General features: G+C 64.2%; 16 protein-coding genes and 2 tRNA genes. 9 read left to right on the top strand and 9 right to left on the bottom strand.

Annotation, left to right across the window (positions count from 1 at the left end; genetic code table 11):
• The first annotated feature begins 407 nt into the window (after positions 1–407).
• The 7 genes from NGB94_RS00995 to pknB are packed head-to-tail and all read left to right on the top strand — an operon-like array spanning position 408 to position 9,671.
• Positions 408–1,136, top strand: a complete 729-nt coding sequence (locus NGB94_RS00995) for a DUF3662 and FHA domain-containing protein (RefSeq protein ID WP_325788413.1) — start codon at positions 408–410, stop codon at positions 1,134–1,136.
• Positions 1,136–1,621 carry an FHA domain-containing protein FhaB/FipA gene (locus tag NGB94_RS00990; RefSeq protein ID WP_325788412.1) on the top strand — a complete coding sequence of 162 codons (486 nt, stop codon included), beginning with the start codon at positions 1,136–1,138 and terminating at the stop codon, positions 1,619–1,621. The genes NGB94_RS00995 and NGB94_RS00990 overlap by 1 nt, the downstream gene beginning before the upstream one ends.
• 2 nt (positions 1,622–1,623) lie before the next feature.
• Positions 1,624–3,159 carry a PP2C family protein-serine/threonine phosphatase gene (locus tag NGB94_RS00985; protein ID WP_325788411.1) on the top strand — a complete coding sequence of 512 codons (1,536 nt, stop codon included), beginning with the start codon at positions 1,624–1,626 and terminating at the stop codon, positions 3,157–3,159.
• The gene (locus NGB94_RS00980; RefSeq protein WP_325788409.1) at positions 3,159–4,574 is read left to right on the top strand and encodes an FtsW/RodA/SpoVE family cell cycle protein; all 1,416 of its coding nucleotides are present in this window, start codon (positions 3,159–3,161) and stop codon (positions 4,572–4,574) included. The genes NGB94_RS00985 and NGB94_RS00980 overlap by 1 nt, the downstream gene beginning before the upstream one ends.
• On the top strand, positions 4,571–6,013 hold the full coding sequence (locus NGB94_RS00975) for a penicillin-binding protein 2 (RefSeq protein ID WP_325788408.1): 1,443 nt from the start codon (positions 4,571–4,573) through the stop codon (positions 6,011–6,013). Before NGB94_RS00980 ends, NGB94_RS00975 begins: the two co-directional genes overlap by 4 nt.
• A complete protein-coding gene (locus NGB94_RS00970) occupies positions 6,010–7,782 on the top strand; it encodes a protein kinase domain-containing protein (protein WP_325788406.1) in 1,773 nt (590 codons plus the stop codon). The genes NGB94_RS00975 and NGB94_RS00970 overlap by 4 nt, the downstream gene beginning before the upstream one ends.
• Before the next feature lie 5 nt (positions 7,783–7,787).
• Positions 7,788–9,671, top strand: coding sequence for a Stk1 family PASTA domain-containing Ser/Thr kinase (gene pknB, locus NGB94_RS00965; RefSeq protein WP_325788404.1), 1,884 nt, complete (start codon positions 7,788–7,790; stop codon positions 9,669–9,671).
• A gap of 17 nt (positions 9,672–9,688) precedes the next feature.
• Here pknB and NGB94_RS00960 read toward each other — a convergent pair whose 3' ends face one another.
• From NGB94_RS00960 to NGB94_RS00950, 3 genes are read right to left on the bottom strand one after another with little or no spacing between them, the layout of a single operon-like run.
• Positions 9,689–10,333, bottom strand: coding sequence for an aminodeoxychorismate/anthranilate synthase component II (locus tag NGB94_RS00960; RefSeq protein WP_325788402.1), 645 nt, complete (start codon positions 10,331–10,333; stop codon positions 9,689–9,691).
• Positions 10,330–10,509, bottom strand: coding sequence for a hypothetical protein (locus NGB94_RS00955; RefSeq protein WP_325788401.1), 180 nt, complete (start codon positions 10,507–10,509; stop codon positions 10,330–10,332). The genes NGB94_RS00960 and NGB94_RS00955 overlap by 4 nt, the downstream gene beginning before the upstream one ends.
• Before the next feature lies 1 nt (position 10,510).
• A complete protein-coding gene (locus tag NGB94_RS00950; protein WP_418910586.1) occupies positions 10,511–11,179 on the bottom strand; it encodes a class E sortase in 669 nt (222 codons plus the stop codon).
• A gap of 375 nt (positions 11,180–11,554) precedes the next feature.
• Between NGB94_RS00950 and NGB94_RS00945 the strand changes: the two genes are divergently transcribed.
• Positions 11,555–11,812: a cell division protein CrgA gene (locus NGB94_RS00945; RefSeq protein ID WP_325788399.1), complete on the top strand. Its 258-nt coding sequence runs from the start codon at positions 11,555–11,557 to the stop codon at positions 11,810–11,812.
• A 648-nt stretch (positions 11,813–12,460) separates the two neighbouring features.
• Here NGB94_RS00945 and NGB94_RS00940 read toward each other — a convergent pair.
• Positions 12,461–13,069 (bottom strand): rhomboid family intramembrane serine protease, encoded by a 609-nt coding sequence (locus NGB94_RS00940; RefSeq protein ID WP_325788398.1) that lies wholly within the window; start codon positions 13,067–13,069, stop codon positions 12,461–12,463.
• A 308-nt stretch (positions 13,070–13,377) separates the two neighbouring features.
• The gene (locus NGB94_RS00935) at positions 13,378–13,920 is read right to left on the bottom strand and encodes a peptidylprolyl isomerase (RefSeq protein WP_325788397.1); all 543 of its coding nucleotides are present in this window, start codon (positions 13,918–13,920) and stop codon (positions 13,378–13,380) included.
• A gap of 152 nt (positions 13,921–14,072) precedes the next feature.
• Here NGB94_RS00935 and NGB94_RS00930 point away from each other — a divergent pair, with 152 nt between their 5' ends.
• On the top strand, positions 14,073–15,035 hold the full coding sequence (locus NGB94_RS00930) for a hypothetical protein (RefSeq protein WP_325788395.1): 963 nt from the start codon (positions 14,073–14,075) through the stop codon (positions 15,033–15,035).
• Between the two features lie 103 nt (positions 15,036–15,138).
• Here the strand turns inward: NGB94_RS00930 and NGB94_RS00925 are convergent, their stop codons facing one another.
• The 4 genes from NGB94_RS00925 to NGB94_RS00910 all read right to left on the bottom strand — a co-directional run bounded on the left by NGB94_RS00925 (position 15,139) and on the right by NGB94_RS00910 (position 16,595).
• Entirely contained in the window at positions 15,139–16,071 is a 933-nt protein-coding gene (locus NGB94_RS00925) for a DMT family transporter (RefSeq protein ID WP_325788393.1), read from the bottom strand.
• Positions 16,072–16,218: 147 nt separating this feature from the next.
• A tRNA-Ala gene (locus tag NGB94_RS00920) sits at positions 16,219–16,291 on the bottom strand.
• Positions 16,292–16,357: 66 nt separating this feature from the next.
• On the bottom strand, positions 16,358–16,477 hold the full coding sequence (locus NGB94_RS00915; protein ID WP_325788391.1) for a DLW-39 family protein: 120 nt from the start codon (positions 16,475–16,477) through the stop codon (positions 16,358–16,360).
• Between the two features lie 44 nt (positions 16,478–16,521).
• Positions 16,522–16,595: transfer RNA gene (locus NGB94_RS00910), tRNA-Ile, on the bottom strand.
• Positions 16,596–16,612 lie beyond the last annotated feature (17 nt).

Raw genomic sequence — 16,612 nt, 5'->3', positions numbered from 1 at the left:
GGATGCGGATTCCCTCACACCGGAATGTGAGATTCGCATCCCGATTCCTCGGGAACAGCAGAATCAAGCATACCGGGATTTTCCCGAAACACCTAAACGGCCTCCACGCAGGTCCAAAACCGGGGGAGACAGGCGGCTTAAAACCGCGCAGGACTGCGCCGGCAGGCATCCTGGCGCTGGCTCCGGGGGCCGGCCAGTGCGGCGGCGGGCACGGGAAATCGGAGCAGGGATTGGTCCGGGGACACCGCTAGGGTGTTAAGACAATTGCAAGCGGTCCCCAGTAGTATCGGAATGGACATACCCTGCCCCGCCCGCACAACACCAGTTGTCCACGCAGGCGGCGGGTCCTGCTCAGGAGCGGGAAAGGCAAGGCCAGGGAAGTTCCACGAACAGGGAAGGAGGCGGAGATGGGCTTACTCGACAACGTCGAGCGCGGTATTGAGCGAATGGTGCGCGGCGCTTTTTCCAGCGGATCCTCCGGCCGCGTAGAACCCCTTGAACTGGCAATAGCCCTCCGCCGTGAACTGGACGAAAAGTCCATGACGCTGGGGCAGGGGCGCACGCTGGCTCCCAACGTTTTCACTGCACGCCTTTCCGACGAAGATTTTGCACGAGCCCAGGAATGGGGCGCACCCCTGGCTGAAGAGCTCTGCGACGTCGTGATCAAGCACGCGCGGAGCCAGTCCTACACCCTCCAGGGGGCGGTTCGCGTTTCCTTCACCCGTGACTCTTCCCTGAAGCCGGGTTCGCTGGAGATCGATTCCGCCACCGAGAAGTCCCGCGGTGCTGCCGCCCGCGCGCCGCAGCCGCCGGCCCCGCGCCAGAGCCCGGCCCGCATGCAGCCGGTGCTGGACATTGACGGACAGCGCTATTCGCTCAATGCCTCCTCGGTGGTCCTTGGCAGGTCTTCGGAAGCCGACATCCTCGTTGATGACACCGGGGTTTCCCGCCGCCACCTTGAAATCCGCACCGACGGCGGTACTGTCCGCGCCGTCGATCTCGGTTCCACCAACGGCAGCTACGTCAACGGCCAGAAAGTCCAGGGGGAAACCATCCTTACCGACGGCTCGACTATTGCCATGGGCAGGACGCGCATTGTCTTCCGCCTGCTTCCGGTCCGCTCCGGAGGGCGCTAATGGACGGTTCACTGACTCTTACCCTGCTTCGCTACGGGTTCCTGATCCTGCTGTGGGTCATGGTTTTGGGCGTAGTCGGCGCAATCCGCCGCGACCTGGTGCTCGGGGCCCGGAACCGAACGGGCACACCGACCGCGCGGCAGGTCCGCAAAAACCCTGCGCTGGAGCGCGAGGTTCCACCCCCGGCCAAGGTGCAGGCCCGCCAGATGGTCGTTACCGAGGGTCCGCTGCGGGGAACCACACTGGAGCTTGCTTCAAGCCCCATCCTTCTTGGCCGCGCGCAGGAAGCCACCCTGGTGCTTGAGGACGACTATGCCTCCGGACGCCATGCCCGGCTCTTCCCGCAGGGCAGCAGGTGGTTCATCGAAGACCTTGGTTCCACGAACGGGACCTTCCTTGGAGGCTCCCAGCTCACCCGCGCCCAGCCCGTTGACCCCGGAGTGCCGATCCGCATCGGTAAAACAGTCATTGAATTGAGGCCCTAGCAGTGGCCCTGGTCCTTCGGTACGCTGCCCGTTCCGACGTTGGCATGGTTCGTTTCAAGAACGACGACTCTGCCTACGTTGGGCGCTATTTGGCCGTCGTTGCAGACGGCATGGGCGGCCACGCAGGCGGTAACGTCGCTTCCGCTTCGACGGTGCTGGATCTGGTTCATCTGGACCGCCCGGACCTGGATGACCAGGCTGTGACCGTCCTTGCGGATGAGATCCAGGCGGCCAACTCCCTGCTTTCGGAACTGGTGACGACTGCGCCTGAACTTTCCGGAATGGGCACCACTGTCACTGCCATGCTGCTGCAGGAGGACCGGATAGCCCTGGCCCATATCGGGGACTCGCGGGCCTACCGCCTCAAGGACGGGGTCTTTGAGCAGATCAGCGTGGACCACACCTTTGTGCAGCGGCTGATAGACGAAGGCCGGCTCCGGCCTGAGGAAGCCGAAACGCATCCGCACAAGAACGTGCTCATGCGTGTACTCGGGGACGTCGACGCCAGCCCGGAACTGGATCTGGCAACGTTCGACGCGGAGCCGGGCGAAAAGTGGCTGCTGTGCTCCGACGGACTCAACGCCGTGCTTCGGGACAGCGATATCGAAGCCGTGCTGCGTGACTCCACGGATCTTTCCACGGCAGTGGACACACTGGTGGATCTGACCCTTGCCGGCGGCTCCCCTGACAACGTAACCGTGGCCATCATTGAAGTGGCCGACGAAGCCGATGCCCCGGCACCCGTCAGGGAACCGGAGCCCGTCACCGCGGGAACCGCCGCGGTCCAGCCTTCGGCACCTGCTGGGCGCGCTGCCCCGGCAGACGATTCCGCCCAGCCGGATGCCGATGAAAGCTCCGCTGAAAACGGGGATGATGAGGAGCGCGAAGCTGACAGCCCGGTCCGGGCCGAAGTAATCCGGCGCGACCTTGCCTCCCGCCCGCATCTGCTGGTCGGCGCGGCATCACTGGCGACAGAGACCGGCCAGATCCCGATTGTCACCAAGCGTTCAGCCGAACGGCGGGCTGCCCGCCTGCTAATGCACAAGGCCGACGACGACGGAGGCGGCGCCACCGAGGCACAGGCCCCCGAGCAGCCCCGGAAACGCCGGCGCTGGATCCTGGTGACAGTCCTCGCCGTGATTGCGGCCCTGCTGGCCTCCGTCCTGTGGGTCGGCTATGCCTGGACCCAGACCCGCTATTACGTGGGGACGGCTGACAACAGGGTCGCCATCTACAACGGTGTGTCCCAGACGCTTGGTCCCATCAAACTGTCCCAGGTGACCGAGACGACCAACATCCCCGTTGACAGCCTGCCCGAGTACTGGCGCAGCAGGGTAAACGACACCGTTCCGGCCAGGGACCTGGTGCACGCGGAGCAGATCGTGGATCAGCTGCGCGGTACTGCCAAGGCGATTCTGTGCCCGCAGCCGGACCAGCCCTCCCCTTCTCCTTCACCGTCCGTGCTGGCTGAGACCCTCAACGCAGCCGACGGTCCGGACAGTCTCCCTGCCATCGATTCCTGTGGAGGGCAGAAGTGATGTCAGAAATCGCGGCCCCGGCCAAACCCCGGCGGAACATCGAAGCGGTCCTGCTCCTGCTGGCCCTCGCCGTGGGGGTTGGTGCCAACATGCTCGTGGGCCTTGATGAGGACCGTGCCTTCGATTCGGACTTCTGGATCCAGGGCGGCACACTGGTGGGACTGGTGCTGGCCTTCCATTTCGTGCTGCGCTTCCGCGCGAAGTATGCCGACCCGGTAATACTTCCCCTCGTCACGGCGCTGAACGGCATCGGCCTGGCCATGATCCACCGGCTGGACATTGCCGAAGGAAGCGACGCCGCAGACCGGCAGCTGCTGTGGAGCACCGTGGCGGTTGCCGCCGCCATCGGCGTCCTGTTCCTGATCAAAGACCACCGGATCCTGCGGCGCTACACCTACATTTCGCTCATCGTCAGCGCTGTCCTGCTGCTTCTGCCGCTTACGCCCCTGGGCCTGACGATCAACGGGGCACGGATCTGGATCAGCGTCGGAGGGGGAACCTTCCAGCCCGGCGAAATCGCCAAGATCACGCTCGCCATATTCTTCGCCGGGTATCTTTCGGCGAACCGGGACCTGATCCTGCTCGCCGGGCGCAAGGTTGGGCCGCTCCAGCTGCCCCGCTTCAAGGACATGGGACCCATGATGGCCGCCTGGGCCGTCAGCATCGGCGTCCTGGTTTTCCAGCGCGACCTCGGTTCCTCCATTCTCTTCTTCGGCCTGTTCATGGCCATGATCTACGTGGCCACCAGCCGGGTGAGCTGGGTACTGATCGGCCTCGCCCTCATCGGCGCCGGCGGGCTGGTGGCCGTGCAGCTCTTCAGCCACGTTGCCCTGCGCATCGACAGCTGGCTCAACGCCTTCGACCCCGAAGTCATTGACCGTGTTCCGGGCGGCAGCTTCCAGGTGGTGAACGGCCTCTTCGGCCTCGCCAGCGGAGGCATGACCGGGACCGGTCTGGGGCAGGGACGGCCGGACCTCGTCACGTACGCCAACTCGGACATGATCATCGCGGCCCTGGGAGAAGAGCTGGGCCTGATCGGCCTCTTCGCGATCGTCCTCATGTACGTCCTGCTGGTCTCCCGCGGTTTCCGGGCCGCGCTGGGCACGCGGGACGGGTTCGGCAAACTCCTGGCCTGCGGCCTGTCCTTCACGATCGCCCTGCAGTGCTTCGTGGTTATCGGGGGCGTTACCCGGCTCATTCCGCTGACCGGACTCACGACGCCGTTCATGTCAGCCGGCGGTTCGTCCCTGCTGGCGAACTGGATCATCGTGGCCCTGCTGCTGCTGATTTCCGACGCAGCGAGGCGCCCTGCCGCCACCGGGCTGCCCGTCAACATGCAGCCGGCCCTGGCAGCACCGGGCGAAGCCACCGGCAAAACGTACCGCAAAGGAAGGAATGAGGTGACAGGCGCATGAATCAGGCAATCCGCAACTCCTGGATCGTGGCCCTGGCCATGTTCCTGGCCATCCTGGCCTCACTGACCTATGTCCAGTTCTTCGCCGCTGACGAACTCAACGCGAATCCGATCAACAACCGGCAGCTCTACAAGGAGTTCGGCCAGAACCGCGGATCAATCCTCGTTGACGGCGCACCGATCGCAGAGTCCGTGCCGTCCAACGACCAGTTCAATTACCAGCGGGTCTACAACAATCCTGAGGTGTATTCGGCCCTGACCGGCTACTTCTCCCTGGTGCACGGCAGCTCCCAGCTGGAGCAGGCCCTCAGCGACGAATTGTCCGGCAACAGCGACCAGCAGTTCTACGACAGGCTGGTCCAGATCTTCTCCGGGGCCCAGGCACAGGGCGCCTCCGTGGAACTGACGATCGATCCGCAGCTTCAGCAGATGGCGTACGACTTGATACCGGATGGCCAGCGCGGCTCGATCGTAATGATGGACCCGAAGACCGGCGATATCCTGGCCATGGTCTCCAAGCCTTCCTATGACACGAACCTGCTGGCCGGGCACGACACCCAGGCTGTGGAAGCCAACATGGACCAGCTCCTCTCCGTCCCCGGCCTGTCTCCCTACCTGAACCCTGCGACGCAGTCCCTCCTGGCTCCGGGCTCCACCTTCAAGCTCGTGGACGCAGCTGCTGCCTTGGAAACCGGCAAGTTCAACGCCGAGTCGGTCATTCCGAACCCGCAGGCCCTGCCGCTCCCTGGAACCACCATTTCTTTGCCCAACTACACCAACGGTGCCTGCGCCAGCCGCAGCGAGGCCGATATCCAGTTCGCTCTGGAGCAGTCCTGCAACACTGTCTTTGCGCAGATCGCCTGGGAAGTCGGCCAGGACGCGCTGGCTGAGCAGGCGGAGAAGTTCGGTTTCGGTGAAACCTTCAGCATTCCAACGCCGGTAACGGCCAGCAGTTTCCCCGAAACCGAGGACCAGGCCGAACTCGCCCTGTCCTCCATCGGCCAGGGCAGCGTCACCGCAACTCCGCTTCAAGTAGCCATGATCTCGGCTGCCATTGCCAATAACGGTGTACAGATGACCCCGAACCTCATCAAGACGGTCCGGGCCCCTGACCTTTCGGTGCTCGACGAGCCTGAACCGAAGGTACTTAACGAATCCATCAGCCCCGGCACCGCCGCACAGCTGACCGACTGGATGGTCAGCGTGGTAGATAACGGCACCGCCTCCGCAGCCAGGATCCCCGGGGTCAAGGTTGCGGGCAAGACCGGCACGGCAGAAGTCCAGGACCGCGGCGACAACGCCTGGTTCACCGGTTTCGCCCCGGCAGACGACCCAGAGGTGGTCATTTCCATCGTGATGGAAAACGTAGACCTGGCCACCGGATCCCAATTGACCACTCCAAGCGCGCAAAAACTCCTAGAGGCGGTGTTGAATAAGTGAGGCCTACATCGGGTATCACCTTAGGCGGCAGGTTCCAGCTGACCGATCGTATAGCCATCGGCGGCATGGGCGAGGTCTGGAAGGCACGGGACCTCGTCCTGGGCCGGATCGTTGCCATCAAGATCCTCAAGGAGGAATACACCGGCGACCCGGGCTTCCTGAACCGTTTCCGGGCCGAGGCACGCCATACCGCGCTGCTCAACCACGAGGGCATCGCCAACGTCTTTGACTACGGCGAAGAAGAGGGCTCCGCTTACCTGGTGATGGAACTGGTCCCCGGCCAGCCGCTCTCCACCATCATCGAGCGTGAAAAGGTCCTGTCCCCTGACCGGACGCTGTCCATCATTGGCCAGACCGCCACCGCGCTGGCAGTGGCCCACCGCCAGGGACTCGTGCACCGCGACGTCAAGCCCGGGAACCTGCTGATCATGCCCGACGGCCGGGTGAAGATCACTGACTTCGGCATTGCGCGCCTTGCCGACCAGGTGCCCCTCACCGCCACCGGACAGGTCATGGGCACTGCCCAGTACCTGGCGCCTGAACAGGCGACCGGACAGCAGGCCACCGGATCCAGCGACATCTACGCACTGGGCGTCATCGGCTACGAGCTGCTGGCCGGAACCCGGCCGTTCTCGGGCGAATCCCAGATTGCCATCGCACTCGCCCAGGTCAACGACACTCCGCCGCCGCTGCCGGAGTCCATTCCCGCTCCGGTTCGGGCTCTGATCATGTCCATGCTGGCCAAGGACCCGGCGGACCGTCCCGCCGACGCCGAAGCCCTGGCCCGTGCGGTAGCTGCCATCCGCCGCGGCGATATTGCCGCCGCCGAGCAGGCTGTCCCGGGCATGCTGCTCTTTGGGGCTGGCGGAACTGCCGCGACCAGTGCTGTCACCGCCCCCGTCCCCATGCCCGGGAACACCTCGGCCACGCGCGTCGTGGATACCTCTCCGTCGACGTCGGCCCTTCCTGTCGCCTCGGCGGGGGAACAGACCGGATCCCTGGCTGCGTCCCGTGACTGGTCTGACGAAGACGTGGACGGCGACGGCGGCGGTGGTTACGGAACCGGCGACGGCTACGACGACGAGGAACCCAAGCGCAAAAAGTGGCTGATTCCGCTCATCATCGTGCTGGTCCTGGTGCTGGCGGGCATCATTGCCCTGGTGGTGGTGAACCTGAACTCCGACCGAGCGGGCGACACCGATCCCCAGAGGTCGCCTTCGACCTCGGCTTCCAGCACCCCCACGCGAAGCAGCGCCTCGCCGACGTCACAATCCCCCTCCCCAACACAGACGTCGGCCAGCCCGACTCCGAGCGAAACGATCGAAGAGATCACGGTCAACGCCGGTTCCTACCTGGGCAGGAACGTCAATGAGGTATCCCAGGAACTCAGTGCCCTGGGCCTGGCGGTCAGCCGCAACCCCGTGCCCTCTGACCAGCCGCAGGGCACCGTCCTGGACATCAATCCCGTCGGTACGCTGTCCCGCGGGGATGCCGTGGCTATTACCTACTCATCCGGACCCGAACAGGTGACCGTTCCCGGCGGCCTGCTCAACCAGCCTGAAGCGTCCGTGAGCCAGCAGGTCGTGAACGCGGGGCTCGTTCCCGATGTGGTGCGCCAGCCGTCGGCCGATGTTCCGGAAGGACGCGTCATCAGCGTCAATCCCCAGCAGGGTGCAACGGTAGCCCGGGGATCAACCGTAACCATCGTTGTCTCCACGGGTGCGCCGGAGCCCAGCGCCGCGGGAAACCCCACATCTGACGGATCCTAATTGCCATGAGTGCTGACTTCCTGAAAGGACACCCAACGCTGAACACCGACCGGATCCTTGACGGCCGCTATGAGGTGGGTGAACTCATCGGCCGGGGCGGCATGGCCGACGTGTACCTCGGCCGTGATTCCCGCCTGGGCCGCGCCGTGGCCATCAAGGTGCTGCGCCCTGATCTGGCGCGCGATCCGCTGTTCCAGTCACGGTTCCGCCGGGAAGCACAGGCCGTAGCCGGTCTGAACCACTCATCGATTGTCTCCGTCTATGACACGGGCGACCAGGCACCGGCCAGCGGGTCCCCGGACGATGCCCGTCTTCCGTTCATCGTCATGGAGTACGTGTCCGGGCGGACCCTGCGTGATCTGATCAAGTCCGGGGACATCAGCATCGACGAAGCGGTTAACTACACCCTCGGTGTGCTGGCGGCCCTGGAGTACAGCCACCGTTCAGGCATCGTCCACCGCGACATCAAACCCGCGAACGTCATGGTCACTCACGACGGCCACGTGAAGGTGATGGATTTCGGCATTGCCCGGGCCATTGCCGATTCCGCTGCGACCATGACCCAGACCCAGGCCGTGATCGGAACAGCGCAGTATCTTTCCCCCGAGCAGGCACGCGGCGAGACCGTGGATGCACGCAGCGATCTATACTCCGCTGCCTGCCTGCTTTTCGAAATGCTCGCCGGGCGGCCTCCGTTCGTCGGGGACAGCCCGGTTTCGGTCGCCTACCAGCACGTGCGTGAAGCCCCGCCCAAGGCAAGCAGCTTCAATCCGGAGGTTTCCGCCGCGCTTGATTCCGTCCTTGAGCACGCCCTGGCCAAGGACCGGAAGGAACGGTTCCAGAGCGCCCACGAGTTCAGGGATGCCCTCATCGCAGCGCGCAGCGGCACCCCGGATCCGTATCCGACTGCAGCAACGCAGGCAGTGCCCCATTCCCCGGCCGCCTCTGCTCCGATTCCGGACGACGAACCGCAGACCCGTGCAATGGCACGAGTCCTTGAGGGCGGGCCGCTGACGAGCATGTCAGCCGATGACCTTGATGATGCTCCTCCGCCCTCCTATGAGGACGCCCGGAGCCGGCATGACGAGCGGCGTGGACGCCGCCGGGCCTGGATGATTACCCTGTTCGCAGCCATCGGGCTCCTCCTCGCAGCCGGCGGCGTGTTCGCCTACAACCTGGCGAACCAGCCGCCTCCGCCGCCGGCAACGGCCAGCATTCCGGACGTCGAGAACATGACGCAGACGGAAGCGATCAACGCCCTGCTTGAACAAGGCTTCCGCGCCCCCGTTACGGAACCCCAGTACTCGGACACAGTGGAATCAGGCCTGGCCATAGGTACTGAACCGGATGCAGGCAGCACGGTGAACCTGGACAGCGATATAACGCTGTTCATCTCGCAGGGTCCCTCGGCAGTCCAGATCCCCGATACGCTGGCCGGAATGAGCGAAGCCCAGGCGCGGGATACACTGCGGCTGCTTGGCCTGCAGGGCGGGGACACCGCCACGGCTAACAGCCCCACCGTTCCGGAGGGCAGGGTCCTGGAAACCAAACCCGGCGTAGGTACCTCCGTACAGGTGGGCAGCACCGTGGATCTGGTGCTTTCCACCGGGAAGGTTGCCGTTCCCAATCTTGTGGACATGACGGCCGACGAGGCTAAGGCTTTCCTCGCCGATCCTTCCTACGGACTGGAAGCAGCCGTGGAGGAAGTCGAAAACAGCGTGGTGGAGCCCGGGACAGTCACTGGACAAAGTGCTCCCGCGGGAAGCGACGTGCCTCAGGGAAGCACCATCACGCTGACCGTCGCGAAGGCACCTGAGCCATCGCCGTCGGCCTCTCCGAGTTCCTCCGCATCACCGACCGCACCGGGCAACCGGAGGGGCGGAGACTAACGCCTGGCTTCGCGCGCCTAGGCCCGGGAACTGATCAGGGGACTCAGCGTGGCTGCCCGGGCTGCGGCGCCGGTGAGACCGAGGCCTTCCAGCCAGTTGCCGAGCATTTGGTAGCCGCCCTCGGTGAGCACCGATTCCGGATGGAACTGGACTCCTGACAGGGGAGCGGTGCGGTGCCGCAGTCCCATGATGATGCCGCTCTGCGTGCGCGCCGTCACTTCCAGCTCGGCGGGAACCGTTTCGGCAACCGCCGCCAGGGAGTGGTAGCGCGTGGCAGTCAGCGGGCTGGGCAGGCCGGCGAAAACGTCAGTGGACTCGTGCTGGACTTCCGAAGTTTTTCCGTGCATGAGTTCCGGGGCGTGGGTGACCGTACCGCCGAAGGCCTCGGCCAGTGCCTGGTGGCCCAGGCAGATTCCCAGCATGGGTTTTCCGTTGTCCCCGCACCACCGGATCAGGTCGATGCAGACACCCGCTTCGGCTGGCGCGCCGGGTCCGGGGGATACCAGGACCCCGTCCCGGGCAGCAGCGAGTTCCCTGGCTTCCTCAAGGCTCACGTCATCATTGCGGATGACTGTCGTTTGGGCGCCAAGTTCCTGCAGGTAGCCGACCAGGGTGTAGACAAAGCTGTCGTAGTTGTCGACTACAAGGATGCTGGTGCTCATTGTGTTTCAGAACCGCCAATCGTTGAATCCGTAAGGGGCGCCAGGAAGCTGAATTCCGAGAACCATGGGAATACATAGGTCATGAGGACCAGCACCACTCCGGCGGCCAGCACAAGGGCAGTAATGATTCGGAGCCACAGCGGACCGGGGAGGTGCCGGAATATCCAAGCGTACATTTTATCCCTGTCCTCCGGCGCGCCGGGTTACGAGTGCCGCAATTTCTTCAGGCGGGCCGGCTGAGGCGGGCCGCCAGGAGCCGAGTACCGCATAGGAGATGAAGCGTTCTTCGGAGCCGAACCGGGGGTTGCACGTGGTCAGGGTGAGGATCCTCTCCTCCGGTATGACACCGGGTTGGGCGGGCACCGGAGCCAGGACATCCACTCGGTCCGGAAGCACTATCTGGCTGTTGCGGTAGACGTAGGTGTAAAAACCCTGCTCTGTCTGAACATATATCCGGTCTCCCGGCACCAGGGTGTCGACGGCGTCCAGCACCTGCCCGTGGGTCTGCCGGTGCCCGGCCAGGGCGAAATTGCCCACCTCCCCGGGCATGGCAGTCTCGGGGTAGTGTCCCAGTCCCAGGCTGTCGAGGACCTCCGGGCCTACGCCTTCGGTCACCGGCCGGGCGTGTTCGGCGCCGAACCGCGGGATGTAGATGGCCGCGAACGTTGTGCCCTCGGCTTCGGGAGGGGGAAGCGATGAGGGGTCCCCGAACGGCTCCTGCTCCGCGGTTTCAGGCTGCGCAGGAGCGGGGTCGAAACCCGAGAAGAGTTCTTCCATGGCTGCCTCCTGCCTGCGGTCGGCCTCAATGTTCGTCCACCAGAGTTCCCAGACCACAAACAGGACCATGACGAGGCCCAGGGTGATCAGCAGTTCTCCGGCAACTTGGACGGCGAGGGCTCCTTTTCCCCGTTTCCGCGGCTCGCCCCGGCCGCGCCGACCCGGTTCAGCCGGGTTCGGCCGCCGTCCCGCGGCCTCTGTGTTCCCAGCCTGTCTGGCCGATCCCTCCACACCGTCCCCCGGTCCTCTATATGGGCCTGCTGTGAATCCGGGCACGTCCCCGGCACTCATTCGCTACGATTGGAGAAGAGGGCTTTCCACCACCGTCCGCCCGCTGCGTTTACCCGTCAGGATATATCCGCGGGCCCGGGCGGGCGAGCGGAGGGGGCCCCGCAGACCATATCCATGCCGGCCTCGATTGAGCCGGTTCCGCTAGGAGGATCCGTGCCCGAGTCAAAGTCCCGCAAGAAGGCCCCCGCAGCACCAGCGGCTACGCCTGCAAAGGGGAAGGCAGAGCCCAAGCCAAACCCCGTCTGGTACAAGCCCGTGATGTTCGGACTGATGCTCATCGGCCTGATCTGGATCATCGTCTTCTACATCTCTGAAGGTGTCTACCCCGTACCCGCCCTGGGTGCCGGCAATATCCTGGTGGGCTTCGGTGTAGCAATCGTGGGCTTCCTGATGACCACGCGCTGGCGGTAGCCGTCCGGCTCAGGACGCCGGAAACTCCCTGGATGCACGTTGCGTCCAGGGAGTTTTGGTTTTAAACAGGGATACCCACAGGCGGAGCAGTTCTCCACACATAGTTATCCACAGGGGTGGATAGCTATGTGTGTGACGCTCCACTCCCGGCTGTCCCCAAGGTCACTTCCGTTCCATAGTTATCCACAGAAGGCAGTGGAAAAGCTGGGGACAACGTGGCGGGAACACGCTCATGGTTATACCCACCGTGTGCAGATAGTTATCCACATCTGTGGGTATCTCTGTGGCTACCGATCAGTAGTCCCCTGCAAACAAAGGGATCCAAGTTATCCACAGCTGTGGAATTACATGTGTGTAACTCAGAGCTGACACTGGATAACTTTCCACACGAGTTACCCACCGGCTGTGCACAACTTTGGCCTGGTCCTGTGGATAGGCCACGCTAACCGGCCTCGGACAGCAGCAGGCAGCGCACTGTTCCCTCCAGATGCCAGGAGTTACACCTCTGTAAGTTATTAACAATGTGGGTATCTCTGTGGATAAGCCCTCAGTGATCTGTGGAAAGGACCTCCGGCTGAAGGCGCCAGCAGAGGACATGCGAAGGGCCCCGCTACGGCTGCAGCGGGGCCCTTCGCAAAACAGGCTGGGCTAGAAGCTCGGCGTCCAGAAAAAGCCCAGTGCCACCAGTACCAGGGCAATGGCTGCGAGCCCGCCAAACTGGACCAGGGAACGGCGCGGCCCCTTGGGAGCGTAGGCCAGAACGGCTCCGCAGGCTGCACCCGTCAGCAGACCTCCAAGATGTGCCTGCCAGGAAATAGCGGGGTAGACGAAGCCGAGCACCAGGTTGATGCCGATAAGGATCAGCAGGGCCTTGACGTCCCCGCCGCGCTGCCGTTGGATGACAAAGAGTGCGCCGAAGAGCCCGAAGATGGCGCCGGACGCACCGACGACAGCCTGGAAGGCCGGCGCGAGGATCAGGACACCTATTGATCCGCCCAGCGCAGAGACCAGATAGAGAAGAATAAAGCGCACCCTGCCCAGCAGCGGTTCAAGGGACCGTCCCAGCAGCCAGAGCGCATAAAGGTTGAAAGCTATGTGGAAGATGAAGCCGGGGGAGTGGAGGAACGCTGCGGTCACCATCCGCCACGGTTCAACCTGGGCATAGATGGGCGCGAACCACAGCAGCTCCGTGAACCCGGGTACCAGCCACTGGAGCGCATAGGCCACGCCGCAGAGCACCATCAGCGTAATCGTCACTATGGGTTTCCCCGCGCGGACTGCACCGCCGTACCTGGTCCGGTAGGCAGGAGCCTGGCTGCGGCTTTCCCGGTAACAGTCCACACACTGGATCCCCACGGGCGCCGTGTGCTGGCACTCAGGGCAGGCGGCCCTGCCGCAGCGCTGGCACCTGATGTAGCTCACCCTGTCAGGGTGCCGCGGACAGACGGGTACTTCGTGTGCCGGGGTTTCGGCGGGTACTCCATAGGACATGGTGTGTTTGCTCCAGGAAGTTCTAGAGAGGCGTGCCCCGGCCGGCATGGCCGGCCGGGGTACCGGCGGAGCGGCTAGAGCTGCTCGATGGTGATGCTGTTGATGACAACGTCTTCGGTCGGCTTATCCCGCATATCGGTCGGAACAGCGTTCAGCGCGTCAACGATGGCCTTGGACTCGTCGTCGGCCACTTCACCGAAGATGGTGTGCTTGCCCTGCAGCCAGGTGGTGGGCACGGAAGTGATGAAGAATTGCGAGCCGTTGGTTCCGCGGCCCATCTGGATACCGGCGTTGGCCATGGCCAGCTTGTACGGCTCGGTGAAGTCGAGATCGGGGCTGATCTCGTCGTCGAACTGGTAGCCCGGCCCGCCCGTGCCGCGGCCCAGGGGATCGCCGCCCTGGATCATGAAGTCCTTGATGATGCGGTGGAAGATGGTTCCGTCGTAGAGCGGACGGCTGGTCTTCTCGCCGGTGGCCGGATCAGTCCATTCGATCTCTCCGGTTGCCAGGCCGACGAAGTTCCGGACCGTCTTCGGCGCGTGGTTGCCAAAGAGGTTGATCCGGATATCGCCCTTGGTCGTGTGGACGGTTGCTTTTGCGGTAGGAATAGCAGTCATAAGGCTCATTCTTCCACGGCGGCCTTACAGGCGGCTGGAAAACGCCCTGTTCAGCGCACAGTGAAAATCCCGCGGCCGGGCGGCCTCTGATAGCACAGAACCGGCATTACACGTAGGCTAAGGCTGAACCGTCACTATCCTGGGAGGTAGTTTTGAACAAGAAGGACCGCATTGCCCGTGACTTCGAAGCGAATGTCACCGCAGGCGTGGAAACGGCGCGTGACTGGGCAACCCCCAAAGTAGAGGCCGCCGTCGGATGGGCCGTTCCCCGCATTGAAAAGGGAATCGAGACCGCTTCTCCGAAGATCCAGGACGGACTCAAGCGCGCAGCAGACGAGATCGCTCAGGGCGTTGCTGTTGTGACGCCGCGGCTCCAGGATGGTCTGCAGAAAGTCGGCCCCAGGATCAGCCAGGTTGTTGACGACGCTGCCCCGAAGATCCAGACCACTCTGGACAAGGCGACTCCTGCCCTGACCCATGCCAAGGACAAGGTCGTGGACAGCTACATCCCCACCCTGTCTACCCGAATCGGGGATGCAGCGGATTCAGTGTCCCGCCAGCTGGGCACCGCCGCCGTTCCGGTCCAGACGGCTGTTGCCAAGGCAACCGGAAACAAGAAGGCACTGAAGCGGGCCCAGAAGGCCGCCGCCAAGGCTGCGAAGGAAGCCCGCAAGAGCAAGAACGGCGGCAAGGGCTGGCTCATCTTCGGCATCATCGCCTCCGCAGTGGTGGCAGGTGTCGCTGCCTGGCGTGCCTCGCGTCCGGTAGAGGATCCCTGGAAGACGCCGGCCCCGGCCCAGCCGAAACCTTCCGTCCCGGTCCCCGCTCCCGCTCCGGCAGCAACTGCCGCCCCGGCTGCGGATGCCAAGCCTGCCGCTGAATCCAAGCCTGCCGCAAAGGCAGCGGAAACCCCCGTTGAGCAGGCCAAGGACACGGCAGCCACTGCCGCACAGAAGGCCAAGGACGCCGCACAGAACGTGAAGGAAGCCGCTGCTTCCAGCACTGCCAAGGCATCCGACAAGGCCGGCGAAGCCGTGAAGAAGACGCAGGAAGCAGCCGCTACGAAGTCCGGCGGCGCCCACGCAGACACGAAGGCTGACAAGCCGCAGAAGTAAGCGGCTCCGGCACACCGCCGGATAAGCGCTCAGGGACCGGATGCCGCAGGGCATCCGGTCCCTTTGTCTTTAACACCCCAGCGTCCTTGGGTCCCACCCGGGTTCATCGCTCAACATCCCCGCCTAACGCGGGAGGCGCCGGAGGCAGGGGATCCTCGCCGGAGGCCGGCGGCACAGCCTCCTTCTTCCGGGCCTGGCCAAGGAGTACGACGGCGAGCCCCACGAGGATCACTGCCAGTCCGGCGTATGTTCCGCCCGGCAGTTCCTCCCCGAGGAAGACCGCAGCAAGGATGGCCGCGCCGGGGATTTCAAGAAGAATGATCATTGAGACAACCAGCGGGCTGATGACCGCCAGCAGGTGGTTGAAGACCGTATGGCCCAGCAGCTGGGCCATGACGGTGACTCCCAGGATGCCGGCCCACGCAGCGGGCGGGAACCCGATGACCGGCTGCTGGAAAACCAGGCACAGGAGCGCCAGGATCAGGGCACAGGACCCGTAGCAGAGCGTGGTGTAGGTCCCCGTGGACATGGTTCTGCGGGCTTTGCCTCCTGCAATGGTGTACAGGCCTGCCAGGGCCCCGCCGGCGACCGCCAGGACGTCTCCCAGCAGAGCATCCGGGGAGAGCGCTACGTCGAATCCCGTGATCACCAGTACGCCCGCGAAGGCAAGCACCAGCCCGGCGAGGGTCTGCGCCGCTACGCGCCTGCCGCGGAAGACGTCGAAAAGGGCGATCCATCCGGCCTGCAGGCAGACAAGGGCGGTTGCCACTGCAACGGAGGTCAGCTGCAGGGCGGTGATGAAACAGGCAAAGTGCAGGGCAAGGGCCAGGGAAGCCAGGGCCGTCCAGCGCAGTTCAGTACGGTTCAGGCTGCGGAACTGGTCTTTCCCCCGCAGCCCGGCTGGGACGCCCATGATGATCGCCCCCAGCGCGTTGCGCCAGAACGCGATGGCGAGGGCCGGCGCCGCAGTGGCAGCCATGATGGGTCCGGACGCCGAGACACCCAGCACGCCTACGACGGCGAGGAAAAAGGTCATTCCCTGAGGTTATGGCCTGTGTCCGTGCCCCGGAGGCACCCGCGCCGTCGCGCCTTCTTTATGTCGCCGTCGGAGTCCGGCAGCGGCAGCCCGGGCAGACGTTAAAGCAGAAAGTCCCGGCCGCAGTGGCCGGGACTTTCTTTTCGGTGGAGGCACGGGGACTCGAACCCCGAACCCCCTGCTTGCAAAGCAGGTGCGCTACCAATTGCGCCATGCCCCCGAATTTGGAACTTCACCAGTATATCCCACCTGTGAGGGTGGTCAAACCGGCCGTTCCTTGGTGGAGCTACTCAACCTTGTCGGTTGAGGCCTTCCAGACGGATTTCTCCGCGGCGGTTTCCTGCCATTTCCGGAAAGCGAAGACTCCTGCTGCTGCGGCTGCTGCAATTGCAAACAACTTCTTCACAGTGTCTCCTTGCCGTTGTGGTCGACCATTTTCATGGTCTTCCGTGGGCGTACCAGGACTTGAACCTGGGACCTCTTCGTTATCAGCGAAGCGCTCTAACCGCCTGAGCTATACGCCCCGATACCTCACCGGGCC

Source organism: Arthrobacter koreensis, assembly GCF_035792275.1.
In the GTDB taxonomy this organism is placed as follows: Bacteria; Actinomycetota; Actinomycetes; order Actinomycetales; family Micrococcaceae; genus Arthrobacter_B; species Arthrobacter_B koreensis_A.
The sequence above is the reverse complement of the archived record's forward strand: the minus strand, read 5'-3'. Positions and strand labels throughout refer to the sequence as shown.